Genomic DNA, 20,084 nt, shown 5'->3' with positions numbered 1-20,084 from the left:
CTTCACCTCCTTGTAAAAATCATACTATGTAAAATAAATTTATTCCTCGCTTTTTGTGCCCTCTTTTGTAAACTCTACTTTACTATACCACGTCCAATTTTTATTTTTTAAATCTGTCTACCATAAGGGGAGCATATCAACCGAAGACTTCGCCTCTTTGGGTTTCTTTATTTAGTTTTGGATTATATAAAATAAAAGCACCAGATTTTTACATCTTAGTGCATTTATAGTTACATTTTTTAAGTAATTATTTGCGGCTACAAATTAGAATTTGTGAAATACGTGTTATGCTCATAATAGTTAGTGCCTAAATTTCGAATGTTTCTTTTTATACAAAATATAAAATAGAGAATAAATAGGTATTACTAAAAGCAAAATCAAATAAAAATCACGAGTTGCTGAATATGAAGTGGCATTCCATCCTTTAATCATAATATGACTTACAATATAAGAAATGGGAATAAATAGTATTTTTACTATTATGGCTTTAACTTTTTCTTTCTTTCTGAATATTACAACAAGTATTGCCAAAACAAGTGCAAACAAAATGGCAGTGACAAAATAATAATTCAAAAACAATCGAGGTAAGGTCATAACTCCTCCATTATTAATTGGATTTCTTCCATAGATTACTTTATTTTCTTGCCCACCATTAGACACATAATAAATAGTATTAACTGTTTCTCCGTTTGGATTTACCGTTATATCTTGCTTTTTCTCGATATTAAAGAGTTTGTTCCAGATTGTATTATAGATACTAATATCATATACACCTTGCTCACTTTGATAAATCTCATATTCACCTGTAAAAGAAAGCGTTACACAGCCATTATTATCCTTTATAGAAATAATATCAAATGATTCATCATAAGGTAGATATTCAGGTGCTGTTAAATATGCAAATGATAATATTACAACGATGGCTGAAATAACTGCTGAAAGAATACCTGTAAATACTCGTTTTTTCTTTATATCAAATCCTATTTTTTTTATCACTTCAACACCGCTATCCTTTTCCGAACAAATTTTTTTAACAGGTATATCTGTTTGTGATAGTTCCAATTCATTTTTGCACTCAGCACAATGACTTAAATGCTCATCTACAAATTGTTTTGTATCGTCACTGATAACATTTTCAACATACAAAGGTAATATATCACGAACAATACTACACTCACGATTTTTCATTGTTTTGTTCCTCCATTCGTTTTAATATTTGATTTTTAGCTCTGTGGTAGGTAACGCAAGCCCAATTATCGGTCTTATTGAATATTTGACCAATTTGCTTGAAACTCAAGTCTGCAAAAACTCTCCACATAAATACTTCTTTATAAGGTTCTGGGATAGTATGCAATACCTTTTGAATTTGTACTGTTTGTTCGTGGGTAATGATTTTTTCATCAATCAATGAATTGAGGTCTACTAAATCTTCTACTTCCACGCCTTCAATTTTGCTAATATTTTTTTGCTTTTTTAGATGGGAATAATAACAATTTTTTGCTATTTGGCACAACCACACACGTAAATCGCAATCTCCTCTAAAGCTATCAATGGATTGCATTGCTTTAAAGAATGTTTCGCTTGTTATCTCCTCGGCGATATGTTCATTACCTGATAACTTTCTGATATATAAGTATACATGGTTAAAGTAAGTATTGTATATCTGTTCAAACTCCATTACTCTACCACCTCCTTTCACTTATAAGACTTCGCATATATAGAAATCTTACAAAACTTTTCAAATATTTTTATTTGGCTTTTGAAAATAGCTGTCCACAAATGCAGACAGCTATAATAGAGGTTATATAAATAATCTTCCCTACAACTTCCTATTTATATATTTGATTATAAATAATACTTAGATCGCAATATATAAATTACGTGAACTATTAATATTTTAATTTCATTTTTAAATATTTTTCTAAAGTAGAAACGTGCATTGGATAAAATAAACTCTTATCACCTTCTAATAATTCCTTTAGTTCTATTAATGATATCCATCTAATATTTTTCGTTTCATTACTCTTGTTTAATAATTCTCCATCAGCCCTACATATAAATGTTTGCACCATTATTGGATATTTTCCTTGAATATTTTGGCTACAAGAAAACGGAGTATAGTTTAGCACTTTATATCCATTAGATTCAAAAACTATTACTTCATTCTCACCTTTAATATTTGTAACCTTTAATCCAGTTTCTTCCCAAATCTCTCTTCTCAAACAATCGAAAACATTCTCAAATTCTCTTATTTTTCCAGCAGGAATTTGTAATAGTCCATACTCCAATATAGCTTCATCCTTGCACCTATCTTGAATTAATATGTAATCTATTCCATCAACATTTTTCTCTATTATTCCAGCTACCCCAAGTTTAGCAAATAACTCCATTTTAAAATCTCCTTATAGACAATAATTTACTTACGTTCATCTATAGTATATAAGTCATCCATCCATTTATCAACCTAATTTTCCCAATTACCATCTATCATAACTCTAATTATCCAATGTCATCTATATTTTAGCCGATTTTTGACCCTTTTTTCAGCCTACAACCACTATATGTTGTGCTCAAGTCTTATTATTTCTCCTCTGAACCACAATACGTCATCAGAATTATACTCTCCGTCGTAGAATGTTCCCAATCACACTTCGCTCTGCTCATGTTCTTGGACATTCCTGACATGAGACGTACATCTGCTTCTTCAGTCGTTTTACTCTTTCACAAGCAGTGTTACGACTTCAACATGATCTGTCTGTGGAAACATATCTACTGGTTGAATTTCTTTTATCTTATAGTCATGTTTTATTAAATACTTTACATCCCTTTCTTGAGTTTCAGGATTACATGAAATATAGACCACTTTTTTAGGGGATAATTTTACAACAGATGATAAAAAGTTTTCATCACTACCTTCTCTAGGTGGATCCATTATTACTAAATCTACGTTTTCACCTTTTAATGATTTTTTCACCATATATTCTCCTGCATCTTGATTTATAAAATATACATTATCAACTTTATTTATCTTGGCATTTGATATTGCATTTCTAACAGAATCTCTATTCAACTCTACTCCTATAACTTCTTTAGCATAATCAGCTGCCACAATTGAAATTGTTCCTATGCCTGAATAAGCATCTATTACTATTTCATCTTTATTTATATTAGCCATTTCTATTGCTTTTTTATATAATTTTTCCGTTTGAATAGGATTTATTTGGTAAAAAGATTTTGAGGATATTCTAAACCTCTTTCCACATAATATATCTTCTATAAATCCCTTTCCATATATTGTAGTCTCATAATCTCCAAGAACTACTGATGTTCTTCTATTATTTACATTTAATACTACTGAAGTTATTTCTGGATGTTTTTTTAATAATGCTTTTATAAAGTTTTTCTTACCTGGAAAAACTTTATCTCCAACAACTAATACTACTAAATACTCTCCAGTATTCACTCCATTTTTTATAAGTATATGTCTTAAAAATCCAGTTCTACTATCTTCATTATATGGTTCCATTTTAAAAGATTTCATCATAGATTTAATAGTTTGCACTATTTTATCTGAGTTTTCATTTTGGATTATACAAGTATCTATATCTATAACACTATGGGAATTTTTAGCGTACATTCCTGATATAATCGTATTTTTCCTATTCTTTCCAAAAGTATAATGAGATTTATTTCTATATCTATATGGACTTTCTGTTCCAATGATTTCATTTACATCACAAAGATTTCCCATTAATTTTTTTACTTGATTTTCTTTTAAAACCAGTTGGTCTTCATAGGAAAGGTATTGCAACTGGCACCCACCACATTCACTATAATATTTACATTTTGGTCTTATTGTTTTTCCCGATAATTCTCTCATAATTTTCACCTTTCCTCTTAAGTTTTAATTTTATTATGTATTATTAATCATTATATAATAGTTTAGAATATAAGTAAAAACTTAGTTAAAGTATAAATTAAAAATAAAATATTATACATAAAATATGCTATAATTATTTAAGTAGTATAAAAGAAATAGATAGAGGAAATACCCACATCATAACCCAAAGTTTGATATAGGTGAAGATTTATTTTGTAAAGGTGTACCTTTAATAATTTAGTATTCCATTGATTGGTTAAATTATAATTAATTTTTAATCCCCTGCTCTATAATAAAATTAGAACAAGGGGATTCTCTATTACTTTGCCACAACTACAGTAGCATAAGATTCTACTTCATCATACTCATCTTTTTTAAAACTTCCATAGATTTTAACATCATTATATCCTGCTTTATTTAATAATTCCTTTAATTTTTCTGACCTTATTGGATACAGAAGTTCACTATTTTCAAATTTATTATCATCAACTTCTAATATTGTTTTAAAATCAATTTTATTCTCATCTTCTACATATTCATAGAATCTATAAAACTTTAACTTTTCATTTTCTATAGCTGGTAGACTATCAACTTTTTTATCTAATATTCTATTATAGTTTATTATTTGTAATACTAAATTTCCATCTTCTTTTAATATTTCTTTAGACTTAATTAAAAAATCTAATATTTCTTCATCATTATCTAAATGAACTAGTGAATTTCCTATACAGTAAGCTAAATCATATTTTTCACCTAATTTATCTATATCTAACATATTTAAGACTTTTCCATTAATATTTTCATAGTTTTTATTTAATATTTCTATCATACTTTCATTTAAATCTACTGCCGTCACTTTATGTCCTAAATCACTTAGTACCTTTGAATATCCTCCATTACCACAAGCTATATCTAATATATCTTTGCTTTCTTCTCCTAAAACTTCTCTTAATAAATCTACTTGATATTTTCCGGTTGGAAATATATCATCATAATATTTTGATATTTCATCATAAAATTTAGACATATTGGCCTCCTTTTAATTTTATATATTTATAACAAGATTTACTATCTATATAGTTTATTATACAATATAATTGTTTCTTATTTTACTATTTATAGGGATCTTATATTGGATACAAAAATTCTGGAAAGTTTTTTCTAATACATCAAAAACTGAATTCAATCTATTATTATCTAATTATAAGAAAACTTAAAAAATAACAGAAATAGATTCAAACTGAACTAACTCATGCCAAGTAGCCAATATATAATGACTGTTTTTATATTGATTTTTTATTTATATTTCTAAATTCTAATGGAGTCATATTTAAATGTTCTTTAAAATATTTAATATAATGACTGCTATGATTAAATCCAACCATAGCTCCTATTTCCGTTATAGAATAATCTGTATTCTTTAATAAATCTATACTTTTATTCAATCTATATTCCAATAAATATTTATATGGAGTTGTGTAAATGATACTCTTAAAACAACGAATACACTCTGATTCACTTACATTACCACTTTCTGCAATATCTTTTAATGAAATATTATTTTCATAGTTTAAACTTATATAAGACAAAAATTTTCTAACTCTATTATATTTAACATTATTAGTTGTAGATGATTTCACTTCTTCTATATCTATATTAGATATAATAAAAAACCAAATATTTATTAATTTCATAGAAACTTTATACTCATAATTTTCTTCATTTAGTTTATTCTTTTCTAACTTATTTAACTCTTCTAGTATTTTTAAGACTTCCACTTTCCATTGTTTTGTGGGTTTAAATACTATAGAATGAATGGCAAAATTATTAGTAATAGGTAAAACATTGTTTTTCTCCATAAAGCTTCCTGAATAAAAGGTTAAAAACTTTTCATGAAATATAAAACTCCTATAATGACAATCTGACTTTTCAGTAGTTTCATGTAAAACCCCTTTATTTATAAATATTGCCTCTCCCTTTTTCAATTCAATTGATTCATTTATTGTTTTAATTTTTATTATTCCCTCTAAAACATATATAAACTGTAATTCTTCATGCCAGTGAATTTTTCTAAAACCTAAGTTACTTGGGAAGCAGTTTTCATTTTTAATCTCTAAAGTTAAAAATGGAAATGATGTGCTTTCCAATGGATTTGTTGAATGTATAATATTTTCTTTCATTTCTATCACCTATTTTTGATAATATTATTATATTATTTTGCTGATATTTGCCTATTTAAAAATATTTTAAGATGATATTATTATATATCAGTAAATATAATAATCAATGTTTTAAAATCTAGGAGGGATTATATGATTATTGATGGAAATCCAAAAGAGAAAAAAGCTATGGAAGAGTTTCATAAGGGAAATAGAGCAGAAGGATTGAAAATTCAAGATGAATTTGTTGAAGATTTAAGAAATGCTATGAAAACACAGGACCATTGCTCTTGTACAAAAGCCTGTAAATTTCATGGTAAATGTATTGAATGTGTTGCAATACATAGGGCACATGAAGACCATTTGCCTAATTGTTTTCATAATATGATAAATAAAAAGATAATGAACATATCTGAATTAACAGAACACACCATAGCAGAAGATTTTAATAAATAAAAAAGTAGAGAAGTTTAAATTTCTCTACTTTTTTATTTCAACTAAATTTTTCTACAAATACTAATAATACTAGAATCTAAAGGTGAAAATTCTGTTTTGTTCCAATCTGAATATTGATTTTCTATGACGAATCCATTTCTTTCTAATAAGGATTTTAAAGTTTCATTATCTGTAAATTTGCAAGCTATTCTAGATGTAGTCTTTTTAAATCCCCAGTCGCGAAAAGTAGTCCAGTGCATTATATTATTTTTATCATCATAAGACTGCGTTCCAGATACTTTCACTACTACTCCATCTTTATCTGTAAATTCTCCCCAAATATCTTCATCTTCTTCAGATAAATCTGTTCCCAAAGGGTTTCTAGTTTCAAATGCAAATATTCCATTTGTATTCAAATGTTTGTATACTGTTTGAAGTAATCTATTTTGATCCTCTTCATTTAAAAATGCTTGAAATGCATTTCCCGTTAAAAATACCATAGAAAAACGCTTTTCTGTTTGAAATGTTCTAGCATCTCCCTCTATAAAAGTTATAGGTAAACCTTCTCCCTTAATTCTTCCATACTCTATCATATCCTTAGTTATATCTACCCCTAAAACCTCTATGCCTGATTGTGCCAAATGTATTCCTGTAAGCCCAGTACCACAAGCCAGTTCCAAAACTTCTCCTGGATTTGATTTAGCAAGTTCAAGATAAAAGTTATATTTATCAGTTTCCCCTCCAAATTCTAAATCATAATTTATAGGGTCTCTATATTCTTCTAAATTATCATGTTTCATAATAATATCTCCTCCACATAAATGCACTTAATATATAACTATAAACTATCTACTATCTTCAATATTTAATGGTCGTATTTGTAGGCGATTAGTTTCCTTACAAGTATCTAAATATTTAATCATTTAAACCTCCCAAACTAATGTAAATTGGCTTTATAAGCGATGTTTTAATCCTTCCAATTCCTGTTTATTTCCGTTTATATGCCCAAGTTTTATAGATGATTACTTCAAGATTTGCTAATTTTGTCCAGCTATTTCTTTATTTCACCTGCATACCTATTGCAAATTTTTCGAGCCCCACTTTCTTATAATACGGGACTAAGTTCTCTTCGCGGAAAAGTTGTATATGTAAATTATTTTTAAGACAATGAGTCATCAATCTTTTACTTATTTCTGTTCCGATTCCCCGGTCTCTAAAATGAGAATCAACGCCTAGTCCACATAAATAGGCATTAATAATCCCGTCTGAAACAATCCTGCCTGTTGCAACAAGTTTATTTCCACTGTATACATAAATAGAATACCAGCTTTGCTTCATTGCAATTAATAACTGTTCCGGAGACAACTTTAAAAAGTCATTCCATCCCAGATTCCCATAAAGGGCATATAAGTCTTCTTTTGCTGGGAACTTCGTTGTATATCTTAGCTCCATAAACTGCCTCCTATTATATAAACCTTTCCTTCAAATTCCTATTTTTACACCAGTTAGTCTGCTTAATTTACTGGAATTTGTTTATCAACGTTTATGAATTAAATCTGTCATATCCCCACCAATCTGGAATGAGCTCTTTTAATTTAACCGTTTTTTTAGTTTCAAGATCAAGCAAAATTTCAATCTCGCCGCTTTCACGGTCTAACTGCATCATATATTCTCTGCAAGCACCACAGGGGGAACCAACTTTACCGCCGGGCATGACCGCTACGACTTTAACTATTTGACTTTCTCCATTTGTAATCATGTTAGCAATGGCATTTCTCTCCGCACACATTCCTAGAGTACTGGCAGTGTCAATACAAACACCAACATAAATATTATCTTCTTTAGTTAAAATTGCAGCAGCAACGCCGCCGGCTTCTATGAATGGAGAAATCTCTCTTCCATTCTGAACTATTCTAGCTTTCTTATACATTTCTTCCCAAATATCCATAATCCTATCACTCCTTCAATCCCAAACTATCACTGGGCTAATTTGAAAATCTTGACTACAGCATTTTATCATGAAATAAAACTTATGCTTTGTAATCTTAATTCTTTTTAAATTACAATTTCAAATTCCTTTTTATTGTATAATCTTATCCCATTATCATTATTACTTCAACCAAATTTTACCGTAATAGCTTGGTTTTTAAAACAGACGAGTTAAATAATAACCCTGATGTCATATTTTTTAGCACCTCTTATGCAAAAGCTGAATGGCTTTCCCAATAATATTGTTTTATGTCTGAAATTGAGAAAGATATTTATTTAAATTGGATTTGATATTTATCCATAACAATAACCAATTTAAATTTTAATCAAAGACCTAAAAGACTCTTTATATCTACATAGTGTCAAGTTAAAGTAGATTTGCATCTTTGGAGGTTTAGACAAATGCTTAAAGAATGAGTTATGTCTGGGAAATATCCATGACTACATTTAAAAATGAGATGATCATTGGATACGTTTTTTTATTTGGCGGACATATGAAAGAGCCGATGACCATGAGTTTTCTCAATGGTTATCAACTCTGCGTCTTAACGTCTGGCTCTTTGATAATTGACACATTCAGTGACAATCTTCTTATATTCTCACATATACAATATGTATTTCTTTGCATTTTTTTTACTGACTTTTCCTTTTTTCTGCGTATTCATTTTCCAAAATTGACATATGGAGAATATCGTGCCATTGCCCACCACGAAAAATGGTTTCCCGTAATTTTCCTTCCTGTTGAAAGCCTAATTTCTCGTATAGTTTTATAGCTCTATCATTAAAAGAAAAAACTCTTAAGAATATTCTGTGTAAATTCATTTCTAAAAAGCTGAAATCAAGAAGTAATTTCATAGCCTCCGCTCCATAACCCTTACCCCATGCTTCTTTATCTCCAATATCAATAATACATTCGGCATTGCGATTCTTATAATCAATATTGATCAAAGAAGTAACTCCAATTGGTTTCTTAGATTTTTTCTCGACTATAATATAGCTCTTGGAAAAATGTGACCCTAATATCACATGAGTAACAAATTCTTCTGTTTCTTTAATATTGTAAACATCTAAAAGCGGTGCAGTAGACTGCATAACCTCTATATCATTTCTCCATTGATGATATAATTCTGTGTCTTCTGATGTCATCTTACGTAAAATGATTCTATCTGATTCAAATAGCATATGAACATTCCTTTCATTGATTTATTTTTATTCTTTTACTGTTTCAGGCCTAAGTATTGATCTTAGAGAGTGCTTGAATGCAGCTAGCTGATCGTCGATTCTGGTTTCTTTTTTACCAATATTAAGCGAATTGAGTGTCAACCCGTCAATAAATGAAATCATATATAGAGCTATACTTTCAGGTGGAAGAACAGGATTGAATTCATTTTGTACTATCCCCATATTAATAAACTTCTCAATCGCATTTTTCAATTTGATATATCTTTTTGTGATATAATGCACGGATTCTTTGTTCTTAATAGAGTCTAACCGTAAAAAAAACTCTGATTTCGCACGTACAAGCGAATCTTTAACATTTTCGACTTCTGTTTGCTGTAATTGTAAAAATTCATCCAGCTGAGTCCATAATGATATCCCTTTAACTGGTTCTATAAAAACTTTGGAATCCTTCTTATCATCAAGCTTCAGAACTTCTACAAATACATGTTCAATATTATCAAAGTAAGCGTAGACACCTCCCCTTGACATTTTAGCTTCTTCAATTACATCTTGCATTGTAGCTTTATTATATCCGAACATAATAAAAACACGTTTTGCTGCTTCAAGTATTTCTTCTTTTCTATTTTGTTTATACATATCTCCGACCCTAGGTGACATTTAATCTCCCTCCTTCCAAAATAGATATCCATGTCTATTTTAATTATAAGCAGCAGTAATATCTAAGTCAAGTTATAATTTTAATATGGTTTCGTTTAAGCAAGTTACCTAAGCATGCAATTAAAGGAACTAGAAAGCGAGGGATTATTGTTTTTTGATCAAAAACTCGATATCATCTATAAATTGGGCAAAAAAACGAGCCGAAAAATACACTTTTTTAGCTCATTTTTTTGCTTATTTTTTGCTCTAAAAAAACACTACATATAGTGGTTTATCTGTCCTATTTCAACGTGGATTGGTTATTATATTAATCATAATATTCTCCTTTTTTTAATCAACCCAAAATTCATCAACTATATGGACATAGTCAGAGCGATTAATACAGTACCAAGTTCGGTTGATCGCTATTCAATACTAATCTCCCTGTTTTAAAGTCATTTGATTTGGAGTATATCTTCCCATAAGTTCTTTTGCGAAGGTTTTCCAGTTATACTATAGTTTAAATCCCCAAATCCATCTTGCGAAGATTTCTTATAGTTCAGTTTTAATTCACCTACAGGAGCTAATGCTCACGTTATTACCATTTTAATTAGTTTAAAAACTATTCAACAGGTTTCATGATATTCATAACATCGAGGATGCAAATGAATCTCTAGACTCTTATATTTATACTTTCAACAGCAAACTTTACAATAGACCTTAAAGATAACTAGAGACCTTCCATAAGCCTTCGCCTAGATTAACATTATTACTCAAGTGTAAAAATGTAGTGCCAAATTAAGCTAAGTTATTTAAGATTGATGAATCAAGAACTTGATATATCCTCAAGGTGTCTCAAATTCCAGGCGTTACATAGGTTATTATTAATAGTATAATTTGATGAAAATAAAGATATCCCCAGTAGGTTGTAGGATATCTTTCTAGATAGGTATGTTTAAAAATATAATAGCTCCTTAGAAGGTGACATTTTTAAAAATTACTAGGATTGATTTTTATTGTTTAATACTGATTTGCTTAATGTGTTCAACACCCCATGTGTTCATAGAATCCAAGATTGGTTTCAATGAGTGTCCAAGTTCAGTTAGTGAGTATTCTACCCTCGGTGGTACTTCTGGATAAACCTTTCTATGAACTATTCCGTCTGACTCCAACTGTCTCAGTTGCTGTGTTAGCATCTTCTGGCTTATTCCACTAATTCCTTTACTTAGTTCAGAGAATCTTTGAGTTCCGTTATTAACCAGATTTCTTATTATTAAGACTTTCCATTTATGCCCTATCAAATTTACAGTATGTTCAATCGGACATGATTTATCACACGACATTGTGCTTCCTCCAATTATATTTATTTAATACTTACTATTTGGTTAGTATTGAACTGAAAAGTGCCCGTAAAGAAATATTCAAAGAAGGCCGGCTAGATAAATGTTTACACACATTGATCATATTGCAATTTCTGTAAAAGACAGAAAAAAGTCTATTGAATTTTATGAAAAAAACTTTGGATTTAAAAAATATTTTGAACATGATGTTCCTGGTATACCCGAGATTGAAAAAGTTGTCTATCTTCAGCTAGGTGAGACTGTATTAGAACTTGAGAATTGGACAAATAAAAAAGTGAATTCCGGATACCACTTTTGCCTTATTAGCGATGACTTCGATGCAGATTACGATAGACTCATAAAAGCGGGTGTGCCTGTTGTGACCAAGCCGCATATCACCAGGCCCAGAACTCCTCGAGAAAAAGGTTGGAAAAGAGTAGTCTTTAAAGGCCCAGACGACGAACATATCGAATTTCGTGGTTAAGTCAAATCAAGTAAAGAACTACTTAAAGTTCTAAATCTTGTCTATTTACCGTTTTAAAAGTACAGTTAAACCACGACAATTACAAATTGTCGTGGTTTTTTATTGTCTTATTTAAAATTACCTTTAATTTACTATTACTCTCCAAAGAGTTTTCATCCTTTTAAAAATTACTTCGTTAAATCGGAATTATCTATGTTATCAAGCAAACTTTCAATGGACTTGTTCATAAAGGTAACAAGTGAAGTTATCTCAGCTTCTAAATCGCTCCAGCAATCATCACATTCACCCAGATAAGCTTTTCGAGCTATTTCAAGTAGTACAGCAAGATTTTGTGGAAGTCTGGGAGTTGCCCATTCTGCTGCCATATCTTTTGAACAAATTTCACCAGTGGATATTGTAAACCACATTCTGGCTAATGTCAAAAGCACATTCCGTTCATCACCTTTTACACCAGCAATCAATTCTGGTAAAGAACATCTAATTGCTTTTTGGATGTCTTTCATTGGTATGTGCTCTATTACTTTAATCGCTTCCGGTCCTTTCAAAGATAAACTATGGCTTCTTGCCTGCCACAAGAGTATTGCCACGTCAGGGTCATAATATGCTTGGGGAATATCCCCTGCCTCCATTTGCTCCCTTAGCCACTCTCCATACATAAATTCACATTTAGGTGGGAACTGCCAAGGAGAAATATCATTTTGATTTATTACAGTCACTTCAAGGGGTCTTTTTAAGTTTTTACATCCAATTTTTCCGGATATAAACATTAAGCGCTTAGTCAACTCGTTTCTTGTTGCTTCTGTCAAATCTTGATTAATAATCACTAAAATGTCCACATCACTGTTAATATGCAGACCTCCAAGTATCGCTGAACCATATAGATAAATTCCTATCAACTGATTCTCAAATAGCTCTTCGATTACTTCCAATACCTGAAGGGCTTGATTTGGTGCACTTTTAAGGTGTATATTATTTGCCATGTAATTTTCCTCCTCCATCCTCAAAATCTCTTGTATTTACACATTTAGTTTTATTATAACTGCAAAAATTAATAAAGCAAAATAAACGTTAATCTTTAGTCTTGTATAAAAGTTTATCTATCTTAACCAAAAAGTCCCTCAAATCTAAAATCTGAGGGACTTACAACACTCTTCAATATTTAATTAAAAATTTTCAAGATCTTTAAAATGAGACTATTTCTTTACTCAAATGGATATTTTTGAGCTAACATCATAATTCATTTTCATAACACAACTGTCCGCAAGCAGCACTAATTTCAGAACCAAATTGTGTTCTAACAGTTGCACTAATACCAGCTTTCTTTAGTGTATTGTAAAATTGTTTGATAGCACTTGAAGATTGAAATTTAAAAGTTGTTTTGTCTGTAGCATTATAAGGTATCAAGTTAATGTGATATAAATGCTTCCATGAACCACGATTTTTCAATAAACCTATAACTGCCTCTGCATGCTCTTTCGAATTATTAATTCCTTCAAGCATAATATAAGCAATAAACACTCGTCGCCCCGTATGAATGATATGCTCATCTAATGTCTTCATTACCTCATTCAATGGAAATCTTTTATTTATAGGCATTAAGTCACTTCGTTGACTTTCAAATGGTGAATGAAGTGAAAAAGCCAGATTCACTTGTGGAAATTCTTTGGTCAATCTTTGAATTCCCGGTATAATGCCAATTGTTGAAATAGTAATTCTTCGTTGACTTAACCCGAATAAATTTTGATCACTTAAAATTTTTACTGCAGCAAATAACTCCGGATTTGCAAAAGCCTCACCCATTCCCATAAATGAAATACTATTCAATCTATGGTCATTGAAATAGAAATAAAGTAATTGGTCAGTTATCTCATCAGCAGTAAGATTGCGTTTAAATCCCGCACTTCCCGTTGCACAAAAACGACATCCAAAACCACAGCCACATTGGGAAGAAATACAAAACGATTCCCACCCCTGTTTATACTTTAGTCCAACAGCTTCTATTCTTTCTCCATCAGTCAATTCGAATAACAATTTTTGAGCTTGTTTGGAATCTTGTGAAAAAACAGGTATTACACTAGATACATTATTTCCAAACTCATTTACTAAAGCTATCCTTAACGCTTTTGTCAGCATATGCATATCATCAAAATTATCTATCCTTTGATGAAAAATAGCTTTTGTAACCTGCTCGTATCTATAATCAGGTAATTTTAGATTTGATATTATTTGTTTCATTTTTTCATATTTCGTTTTTGTCCGTTTCATCTAGGCTTCCTCCCCACTATTAATAGTTAGGAAGCAAAGCCAGTATAATTAGCGACTTATACTACTCCATGCAAGCGTCGCCCAAAACACCTGACTTTGCATGGAGCCTATTGTGTGTTATTTTTATGTTCCCATTAAACATGTTAATTCCCATTTCTACATTTACAATTTTATTATTTTTGTTGCAACATTTTCACAAAATGCACTATCATGCTCAACAAACAAAATTGTAAGTTCATGTTCAATTAGCAATTTCTCAATCTGCATACGAGAAATGACATCAATAAAATTCAATGGTTCATCCCAAATATACAAATGTGCCCGTTCACACAAACTTTTGGCAAGCAATACTTTTTTCTTCTGTCCTCCACTAAAATCCTCGATATTCTTTTCAAACTGTTCTCTTGAAAAATCAAGTTTTCTAAGCATCGATTTAAATAAACTCTCATCAATAGAGTGTTTATCTGCATACTCAGATAGGTTACCATATAAATCTGAAGTATCTTGTGAAACATACGAAATAATCAACTTATTATTCTTTCTTACAATTCCACTATGAAGGATGTCTTCTCCATAAATTAATTTCAATATACTTGATTTTCCGCTGCCATTCTTTCCTTGAATAGCAATTCTTTCACCTTGCTCTATAGTGAAGTTTACTCCTTCACAGACAATTTTATCATCATATTCAATTGCAACATCTGTAAGTTCTACAAGCTTTTTATCATGGAAAGTAAGTGGTACTATTTTTAAACTTTCATTAGATTCAATATTTTTAAGAAGCTTTGATTTTTCCTCAATCATGTTTTGTTGTCTAGCTTCTATATTTTTGGCACGCTTCATCATTTTTGCAGCTTTATGTCCAACATATCCTTTATCTAATTTACTCCCGGAATTAGTAGTTCCATACTTGCTGCTTTCAACACTATCTGACCACGTAGATGTACGTTTCGCCGAGTTTGAAAGTCTGTTAATATCCTTTTTCAATTTTTCGTTTTCTGCTAGCTCAAAACCATCTTGCAATTCTTTGTTCCTCCACCATGAAGAAAAATTTCCTTTTTGTATTTCAATATTAGTTTTATTGATAGACAAGATATGGTCAACACAATTATCCAAAAAAGACCTATCATGTGAAATCAGAATAAATCCTTTCTTTTTTTTCAAGTAATCACATAGTTTTTCCCTAGCTTCAGCATCCAAATGATTAGTAGGCTCATCAATAAGTAAGAAGGAGTTCTCCTTCAAAAACATAGCACCTAACAATGCTTTGGTCTGCTCTCCTTTAGATAGTGTATCAAACTGTCTATATAAAGCATCATAGTCCATATCTAACAAAGATAATTCTTTTACTATTTCCCAATCCATTGAATTTGGACTGATCTCCCTTATGATATCTATGGTGAAATTGCTTTGCTCCTGCACTTCATAAGGAAAATATTCAAAAGTCATATCCGCTGAAATATTTCCTTTATATTCGTATTTCCCAAGCAAGAGATTTAGAAAAGTAGTCTTTCCTCTTCCATTTCTTCCAGTAAAGCCTAATTTCCAATCGGTATCAATTTGAAAACTTACATTTTCAAAAATATTATCATAACTACCTTCATAAGCGAAGGTTAGGCTTGTAACATTTATTAAAGACATATTTTTGTCCTCCTCTGTATTTAATAGTATAAATAACAAAGTCGGAACAATAGGCGACCTCGTTATTACTCCATATAAGTGTCGCCTGCAGCATCCGACTCTATATGGAGATTATCATGTGTTATCAAAGTGTCTTTATTTATCATAATATTATTTATCCTCCTTATTCGAATTATTTATAAAAAAATAAGAGCTGCAAGAATTAATTATTCTTACAGCTCATAGATATACATAATTAAGCTAATGATTATAGCATAACACAAGTGTATATATTAAGAGAAAAAAGAATAACTTTCTTGCATAAGTACAACAAAACAAACAGAACACACCTGTTTACCTTTGTATTAAATGTACTTTAAAATTTAGCAAGAAAAATTAATCATTTTTTCACCTCAAATTTCATTTTTTTATCATTATACTATTATACATATAAAAAGTCAATAAAGAGAGAATCAAGAAAATCTATTTCTTCTCTATCTCCACAACATACTTTATATGCCCTAAGGTGACAATAATAATGTCCTAAGCATCAGATACCTCCTTGGTGAAAGATACAATTCTGAATTTCTATCGCTTCTTCCACGAGTTTTTTCAAGATTGCTATATCTAATACTTATATTGATTGCTGCATCTAGACAAGAACTATCTTGATAAGTTTGTAGCTCTCAGCTTGTTTCTTATCTAAAGCACAAAGTTATTTACATTCTCAAATAGATTAATTTTTGAACTCGTTTATCTATATATTGTTTCAAATAATTCTTCCATCACTTATATTTATTATTGTATCAGCACTATTTGCAATTTCATTATTATGAGTTATCATAACCAATGTTTGATTATATTTATCTACACAAAACTTTAATAAGTTCATTACTTCATTAGTAGTATCGCTATCTAAATTTCCAGTAGGTTCATCTGCAAATATTATTGATGGTTTGCTCCCTAATGCTCTAGCTATTGCTACTCTTTGTTGTTGCCCTCCAGATAATTCATTTGGAAATTTGTTCATCTGAGTTTCTATTCCTAATTTAAATATCAATTCATCTAAATAACTTTTATCTATACTACCTTTATTTAATAATATAGGAAGAGTTATATTATCATAAACATTTATAACTGGTATTAGGTTGAAACTTTGAAATACAAATCCAAATACCTCTCTTCTTATTTTAGATAATCTATTATCATTTAAAGTATATAAATCTAAATCATCTACAAAAACACTTCCCGAACTAGGTTTATCTAGCCCTGCCATACAATGAAGTAAAGTACTTTTGCCAGAACCGCTTTGACCTACTATTGCTGTAAATTTACCTGGTTCTATTTCTAGATCTATACCTCTTAAAGCACAAACTTTATTGTCATCACTTCCATACACCTTCTCTATACCTTTAACCATTAATTTTTTCATAATCATATTCTCCTCACGTTATAATACACTAATCAATATTCCTAATTCCATCTGAAATTGATACTCCATCTATTCTATCTCTAGATAAATATACCGATAAAAAACCTATGAATATAAATATTAAAAATAATATTAATACTTGAGTCCAAGGAATATTATGTTTTATCGTTCTTGCAAATCCTCCTTTTATTAAGCTTTTATTGGCTCTTGCAATTCCCATATTATAGTTTATTATTGCAATTATAGACCCTATAAAAGAGGCTACTACCCCATAGTACTCACCCTCTATTATTAATGTCTTATTTATATCTTTTAAGCTCATTCCTATGGCTCTTAATACTCCTATTTCTTTTTTTCTAGAAATAATATTACTTCTCATAATAAAAATACTATTTACCGAAAGAATTAATAATATTAGACATTGATATATTAAGGAAAGTTTTTCTTCTGATGTCTGTTGTGCTCCTACTACTTTTTGATCCTCTCCCTTGCCACCTATTGTACTGAAAGCATACTTGTTTGTTAGTTTTTCTAGTTCTTCTTCTACACGGTTTAACTTGCCTTTTTCAGCCATTACATAGATTTTATTATAATATTTTTGACCAGTTAATTCTCTATAGTCCTCTTCTCTAAATATTACCTGTGCCCCTGACACTCCTACATTTCCATCCTGTGATGCTGCATAGATTTTATCCATTATACCTGCTAATTGAACCTTGATGGTTTCATACTTTTCCAAACCATTTTTATATACTGGAATTTTTATAGTTATTATATCCCCTACTTTAACCTTATCTATAACTCTAGATTCAAATGAATTTGTTATCATAGAATAAGTATTATTTACAAGTAGAACTTTTTTATATCTTCCCTCTGCATTGTTTATTAAATTTTGTCCTTCTTCTATAAAGGATTCTCTACTCTCTAAAATTTCGTCACTATATCCTCTTATAAGAAGTGGATATTCATTGTTATAACTTTCTTGGTACAGTTTATTCTTCCTATCCAACTCATCTTCATAAGCTTTGGATATTTTGTCTTTAGAAATCAATATATGACCCTCAGAATTAAAAAAATTAGGCTCTATTTTACTAACTTCTTTTATATTATTTATTTTTTCTATAATAATTTCATCAAGTTTATAAAACAAACTATCTGTACCATTAAAACTTCCACTTACTGTTTTATCCACAGTGCCATATGACATTCCAAACATTCCACCTGTTATACCCTCTTCTATATTAGTTTTCACATGGGCCTTTATACCAAAATTAAGAATAAACATAATCCCAACTATTGTAATTGATAACATAGTTATAATAGTTCTTGATTTATTTCTCCAAATATTTCTAATTGATATTGTTCTTATTATATTGTTACTTAACTTAACTCTTTTTCTCCTTAATTTTTTTCTGTATTTTTCACTATTTTTTATAGAGTCTACTATTGATAGCTTCATAGCTTTTCTAATAAGCATGATGGTACTTATAGATACTGATAAAGTTGAAACTCCAAAAGAACAAACTATACTCATATAATTTATAGTTAATTTTGTACTATAACCATATACCAACCTAACTCCAAAATATGATAATATCGTCCCAAATATAATACCTAATATTGTTCCAAATAATATATATATAAATCCTAGTTGTATAAACATTAATTTAACCTTTTTTCTAGACATTCCTATAGCCCTCATAAGACCTATTTGTGTTATCATATCTTGTAGAATAATATTAAAAATATTGTATATTACAAGACAAGATATAAATATAAATATAATAGTATTTTGTATGTTTTCCAAATTCATAATAGACATTTCTTTTAAAAGTTTTGCTGTACTAACCTCTGTATTTTCGTGTAAATAATCCCAACTAAGATTTAACTTTTTCTCCATTTTTTGGAGAAACTTATTTGTGTTGTCCTCTGATTTTAAAAGAATAGTTCCCTTATATGTGTCTTCTGTCTTTATTGGAAAATCTGAGTTCTCATGTACAAACCCTTGACTAGTTATACCACCTATGGAATTAGATAACGAATTATAATACTCTTTTGGTTTTTCTAATACACCAACAATTTTAAATTTTTTATTGAAACTTTCTATATAGTTAATATCTTCTGTATCAGAATATTTATTTAATAACATCATATCTATGTCTTTATTTGTATAATCATTTATCCCCATTTGATTTAATGCTTCTTTTTCAATTACTATCTCTCCATCTTTTATTGGTTCTCTGCCTACTAATTTATAATTTAAAGACGTTATAAAATCTTTATCATAAGAGTTTAAATCTAGTTTTACACCAGTATCCTTATTTACTATTTCACAAAAATATTTAACTTTACCTATCTTTATTACATCCTTATCTCCCTCTAACGCCTTAGCTTTATTTATATCTATACCTTCAAACCATATTTGATAGTCTCCATATAGATTTTTTGCCTCTTGTATTTGAGAATCATATCCCGAATCTCTAATTACTATCATAGAAAAAATAAGCATTACAGAAAGTATAATACTTGATAATAATGCTAGTGTTTTTCTTTTCTGCTTTTTCATATAAGATATTGCCAGTTTAAATATAACCAAAGTCTACCTACCTCTTTCATATCAATTTTTCCAATAAAAAACTATCTTGTTTGACTCAAAGATAGC

General features: G+C 29.6%; 19 protein-coding genes. 2 read left to right on the top strand and 17 right to left on the bottom strand.

Annotation, left to right across the window (positions count from 1 at the left end; genetic code table 11):
* Positions 1-300: 300 nt before the first annotated feature.
* From RBU61_RS06050 to RBU61_RS06025, 6 genes are all read right to left on the bottom strand, one after another.
* Positions 301-1,188, bottom strand: a complete 888-nt coding sequence (locus tag RBU61_RS06050; protein WP_308878717.1) for a zf-HC2 domain-containing protein — start codon at positions 1,186-1,188, stop codon at positions 301-303.
* Positions 1,175-1,678, bottom strand: coding sequence for an RNA polymerase sigma factor (locus RBU61_RS06045; RefSeq protein ID WP_072973756.1), 504 nt, complete (start codon positions 1,676-1,678; stop codon positions 1,175-1,177). Before RBU61_RS06045 ends, RBU61_RS06050 begins: the two co-directional genes overlap by 14 nt.
* Positions 1,679-1,889: 211 nt before the next feature.
* Positions 1,890-2,390, bottom strand: coding sequence for an NUDIX hydrolase (locus tag RBU61_RS06040; protein WP_132983287.1), 501 nt, complete (start codon positions 2,388-2,390; stop codon positions 1,890-1,892).
* A gap of 323 nt (positions 2,391-2,713) precedes the next feature.
* Positions 2,714-3,889 (bottom strand): 23S rRNA (uracil(1939)-C(5))-methyltransferase RlmD, encoded by a 1,176-nt coding sequence (gene rlmD / locus RBU61_RS06035; RefSeq protein ID WP_308878716.1) that lies wholly within the window; start codon positions 3,887-3,889, stop codon positions 2,714-2,716.
* A gap of 310 nt (positions 3,890-4,199) precedes the next feature.
* Positions 4,200-4,907, bottom strand: coding sequence for a class I SAM-dependent methyltransferase (locus RBU61_RS06030; RefSeq protein ID WP_308878715.1), 708 nt, complete (start codon positions 4,905-4,907; stop codon positions 4,200-4,202).
* 256 nt (positions 4,908-5,163) lie between these two features.
* The gene (locus RBU61_RS06025; protein WP_308878714.1) at positions 5,164-6,060 is read right to left on the bottom strand and encodes an AraC family transcriptional regulator; all 897 of its coding nucleotides are present in this window, start codon (positions 6,058-6,060) and stop codon (positions 5,164-5,166) included.
* A gap of 132 nt (positions 6,061-6,192) precedes the next feature.
* On the opposite strand from RBU61_RS06025, the gene RBU61_RS06020 reads away from it, so the two are divergent.
* The gene (locus tag RBU61_RS06020) at positions 6,193-6,495 is read left to right on the top strand and encodes an LPS biosynthesis protein (RefSeq protein ID WP_308878712.1); all 303 of its coding nucleotides are present in this window, start codon (positions 6,193-6,195) and stop codon (positions 6,493-6,495) included.
* A gap of 41 nt (positions 6,496-6,536) precedes the next feature.
* On the opposite strand, the gene RBU61_RS06015 is transcribed toward RBU61_RS06020, so the two are convergent.
* The 6 genes from RBU61_RS06015 to RBU61_RS05990 all read right to left on the bottom strand — a co-directional run bounded on the left by RBU61_RS06015 (position 6,537) and on the right by RBU61_RS05990 (position 11,624).
* Positions 6,537-7,274: a class I SAM-dependent methyltransferase gene (locus RBU61_RS06015; RefSeq protein WP_308878711.1), complete on the bottom strand. Its 738-nt coding sequence runs from the start codon at positions 7,272-7,274 to the stop codon at positions 6,537-6,539.
* Positions 7,275-7,533: 259 nt separating this feature from the next.
* Positions 7,534-7,926, bottom strand: a complete 393-nt coding sequence (locus tag RBU61_RS06010; RefSeq protein ID WP_308878710.1) for a GNAT family N-acetyltransferase — start codon at positions 7,924-7,926, stop codon at positions 7,534-7,536.
* 91 nt (positions 7,927-8,017) lie between these two features.
* The gene (locus tag RBU61_RS06005) at positions 8,018-8,422 is read right to left on the bottom strand and encodes a cytidine deaminase (protein WP_308878709.1); all 405 of its coding nucleotides are present in this window, start codon (positions 8,420-8,422) and stop codon (positions 8,018-8,020) included.
* 674 nt (positions 8,423-9,096) lie between these two features.
* Positions 9,097-9,645, bottom strand: a complete 549-nt coding sequence (locus RBU61_RS06000) for a GNAT family protein (RefSeq protein ID WP_308878708.1) — start codon at positions 9,643-9,645, stop codon at positions 9,097-9,099.
* A gap of 27 nt (positions 9,646-9,672) precedes the next feature.
* The gene (locus tag RBU61_RS05995) at positions 9,673-10,302 is read right to left on the bottom strand and encodes a TetR family transcriptional regulator (RefSeq protein WP_308878707.1); all 630 of its coding nucleotides are present in this window, start codon (positions 10,300-10,302) and stop codon (positions 9,673-9,675) included.
* A gap of 992 nt (positions 10,303-11,294) precedes the next feature.
* Positions 11,295-11,624 (bottom strand): helix-turn-helix domain-containing protein, encoded by a 330-nt coding sequence (locus RBU61_RS05990; protein WP_308878706.1) that lies wholly within the window; start codon positions 11,622-11,624, stop codon positions 11,295-11,297.
* Positions 11,625-11,724: 100 nt separating this feature from the next.
* On the opposite strand from RBU61_RS05990, the gene RBU61_RS05985 reads away from it, so the two are divergent.
* The gene (locus tag RBU61_RS05985) at positions 11,725-12,105 is read left to right on the top strand and encodes a VOC family protein (RefSeq protein ID WP_308878705.1); all 381 of its coding nucleotides are present in this window, start codon (positions 11,725-11,727) and stop codon (positions 12,103-12,105) included.
* A gap of 167 nt (positions 12,106-12,272) precedes the next feature.
* Here the strand turns inward: RBU61_RS05985 and ant(9) are convergent, their stop codons facing one another.
* From ant(9) to RBU61_RS05960, 5 genes are all read right to left on the bottom strand, one after another.
* The gene (gene ant(9) / locus RBU61_RS05980; RefSeq protein WP_308878704.1) at positions 12,273-13,085 is read right to left on the bottom strand and encodes an aminoglycoside nucleotidyltransferase ANT(9); all 813 of its coding nucleotides are present in this window, start codon (positions 13,083-13,085) and stop codon (positions 12,273-12,275) included.
* A gap of 250 nt (positions 13,086-13,335) precedes the next feature.
* On the bottom strand, positions 13,336-14,370 hold the full coding sequence (locus tag RBU61_RS05975) for a Cfr family 23S rRNA (adenine(2503)-C(8))-methyltransferase (protein WP_308878703.1): 1,035 nt from the start codon (positions 14,368-14,370) through the stop codon (positions 13,336-13,338).
* Positions 14,371-14,532: 162 nt separating this feature from the next.
* Positions 14,533-16,011: an Lsa family ABC-F type ribosomal protection protein gene (locus RBU61_RS05970; protein ID WP_308878702.1), complete on the bottom strand. Its 1,479-nt coding sequence runs from the start codon at positions 16,009-16,011 to the stop codon at positions 14,533-14,535.
* Between the two features lie 748 nt (positions 16,012-16,759).
* Positions 16,760-17,422 carry an ABC transporter ATP-binding protein gene (locus RBU61_RS05965; protein ID WP_308878701.1) on the bottom strand — a complete coding sequence of 221 codons (663 nt, stop codon included), beginning with the start codon at positions 17,420-17,422 and terminating at the stop codon, positions 16,760-16,762.
* A 28-nt stretch (positions 17,423-17,450) separates the two neighbouring features.
* Positions 17,451-20,018, bottom strand: a complete 2,568-nt coding sequence (locus tag RBU61_RS05960) for an FtsX-like permease family protein (protein ID WP_308878700.1) — start codon at positions 20,016-20,018, stop codon at positions 17,451-17,453.
* Positions 20,019-20,084: the final 66 nt, after the last annotated feature.

The sequence above is a fragment of the Tissierella sp. MB52-C2 genome, assembly GCF_030931715.1.
Taxonomy (GTDB): domain Bacteria; phylum Bacillota; class Clostridia; order Tissierellales; family Tissierellaceae; genus Tissierella.
The sequence above is the reverse complement of the archived record's forward strand: the minus strand, read 5'-3'. Positions and strand labels throughout refer to the sequence as shown.

Excerpts from the sequence above, each read along its gene's own strand:
- RBU61_RS05990 (WP_308878706.1), bottom strand. The coding sequence starts at position 11,624 with ATGTCGTGTGATAAATCATGTCCGATTGAACATACTGTAAATTTGATA.
- RBU61_RS06020 (WP_308878712.1), top strand. The coding sequence starts at position 6,193 with ATGATTATTGATGGAAATCCAAAAGAGAAAAAAGCTATGGAAGAGTTT.
- RBU61_RS05975 (WP_308878703.1), bottom strand. The coding sequence starts at position 14,370 with ATGAAACGGACAAAAACGAAATATGAAAAAATGAAACAAATAATATCA.
- RBU61_RS06005 (WP_308878709.1), bottom strand. The coding sequence starts at position 8,422 with ATGGATATTTGGGAAGAAATGTATAAGAAAGCTAGAATAGTTCAGAAT.
- RBU61_RS06010 (WP_308878710.1), bottom strand. The coding sequence starts at position 7,926 with ATGGAGCTAAGATATACAACGAAGTTCCCAGCAAAAGAAGACTTATAT.
- RBU61_RS05985 (WP_308878705.1), top strand. The coding sequence starts at position 11,725 with ATGTTTACACACATTGATCATATTGCAATTTCTGTAAAAGACAGAAAA.
- RBU61_RS06030 (WP_308878715.1), bottom strand. The coding sequence starts at position 4,907 with ATGTCTAAATTTTATGATGAAATATCAAAATATTATGATGATATATTT.
- RBU61_RS06050 (WP_308878717.1), bottom strand. The coding sequence starts at position 1,188 with ATGAAAAATCGTGAGTGTAGTATTGTTCGTGATATATTACCTTTGTAT.
- RBU61_RS06045 (WP_072973756.1), bottom strand. The coding sequence starts at position 1,678 with ATGGAGTTTGAACAGATATACAATACTTACTTTAACCATGTATACTTA.
- RBU61_RS06040 (WP_132983287.1), bottom strand. The coding sequence starts at position 2,390 with ATGGAGTTATTTGCTAAACTTGGGGTAGCTGGAATAATAGAGAAAAAT.
- RBU61_RS06000 (WP_308878708.1), bottom strand. The coding sequence starts at position 9,645 with ATGCTATTTGAATCAGATAGAATCATTTTACGTAAGATGACATCAGAA.
- RBU61_RS06025 (WP_308878714.1), bottom strand. The coding sequence starts at position 6,060 with ATGAAAGAAAATATTATACATTCAACAAATCCATTGGAAAGCACATCA.
- RBU61_RS05970 (WP_308878702.1), bottom strand. The coding sequence starts at position 16,011 with ATGTCTTTAATAAATGTTACAAGCCTAACCTTCGCTTATGAAGGTAGT.
- RBU61_RS05995 (WP_308878707.1), bottom strand. The coding sequence starts at position 10,302 with ATGTCACCTAGGGTCGGAGATATGTATAAACAAAATAGAAAAGAAGAA.
- RBU61_RS06015 (WP_308878711.1), bottom strand. The coding sequence starts at position 7,274 with ATGAAACATGATAATTTAGAAGAATATAGAGACCCTATAAATTATGAT.
- RBU61_RS05965 (WP_308878701.1), bottom strand. The coding sequence starts at position 17,422 with ATGAAAAAATTAATGGTTAAAGGTATAGAGAAGGTGTATGGAAGTGAT.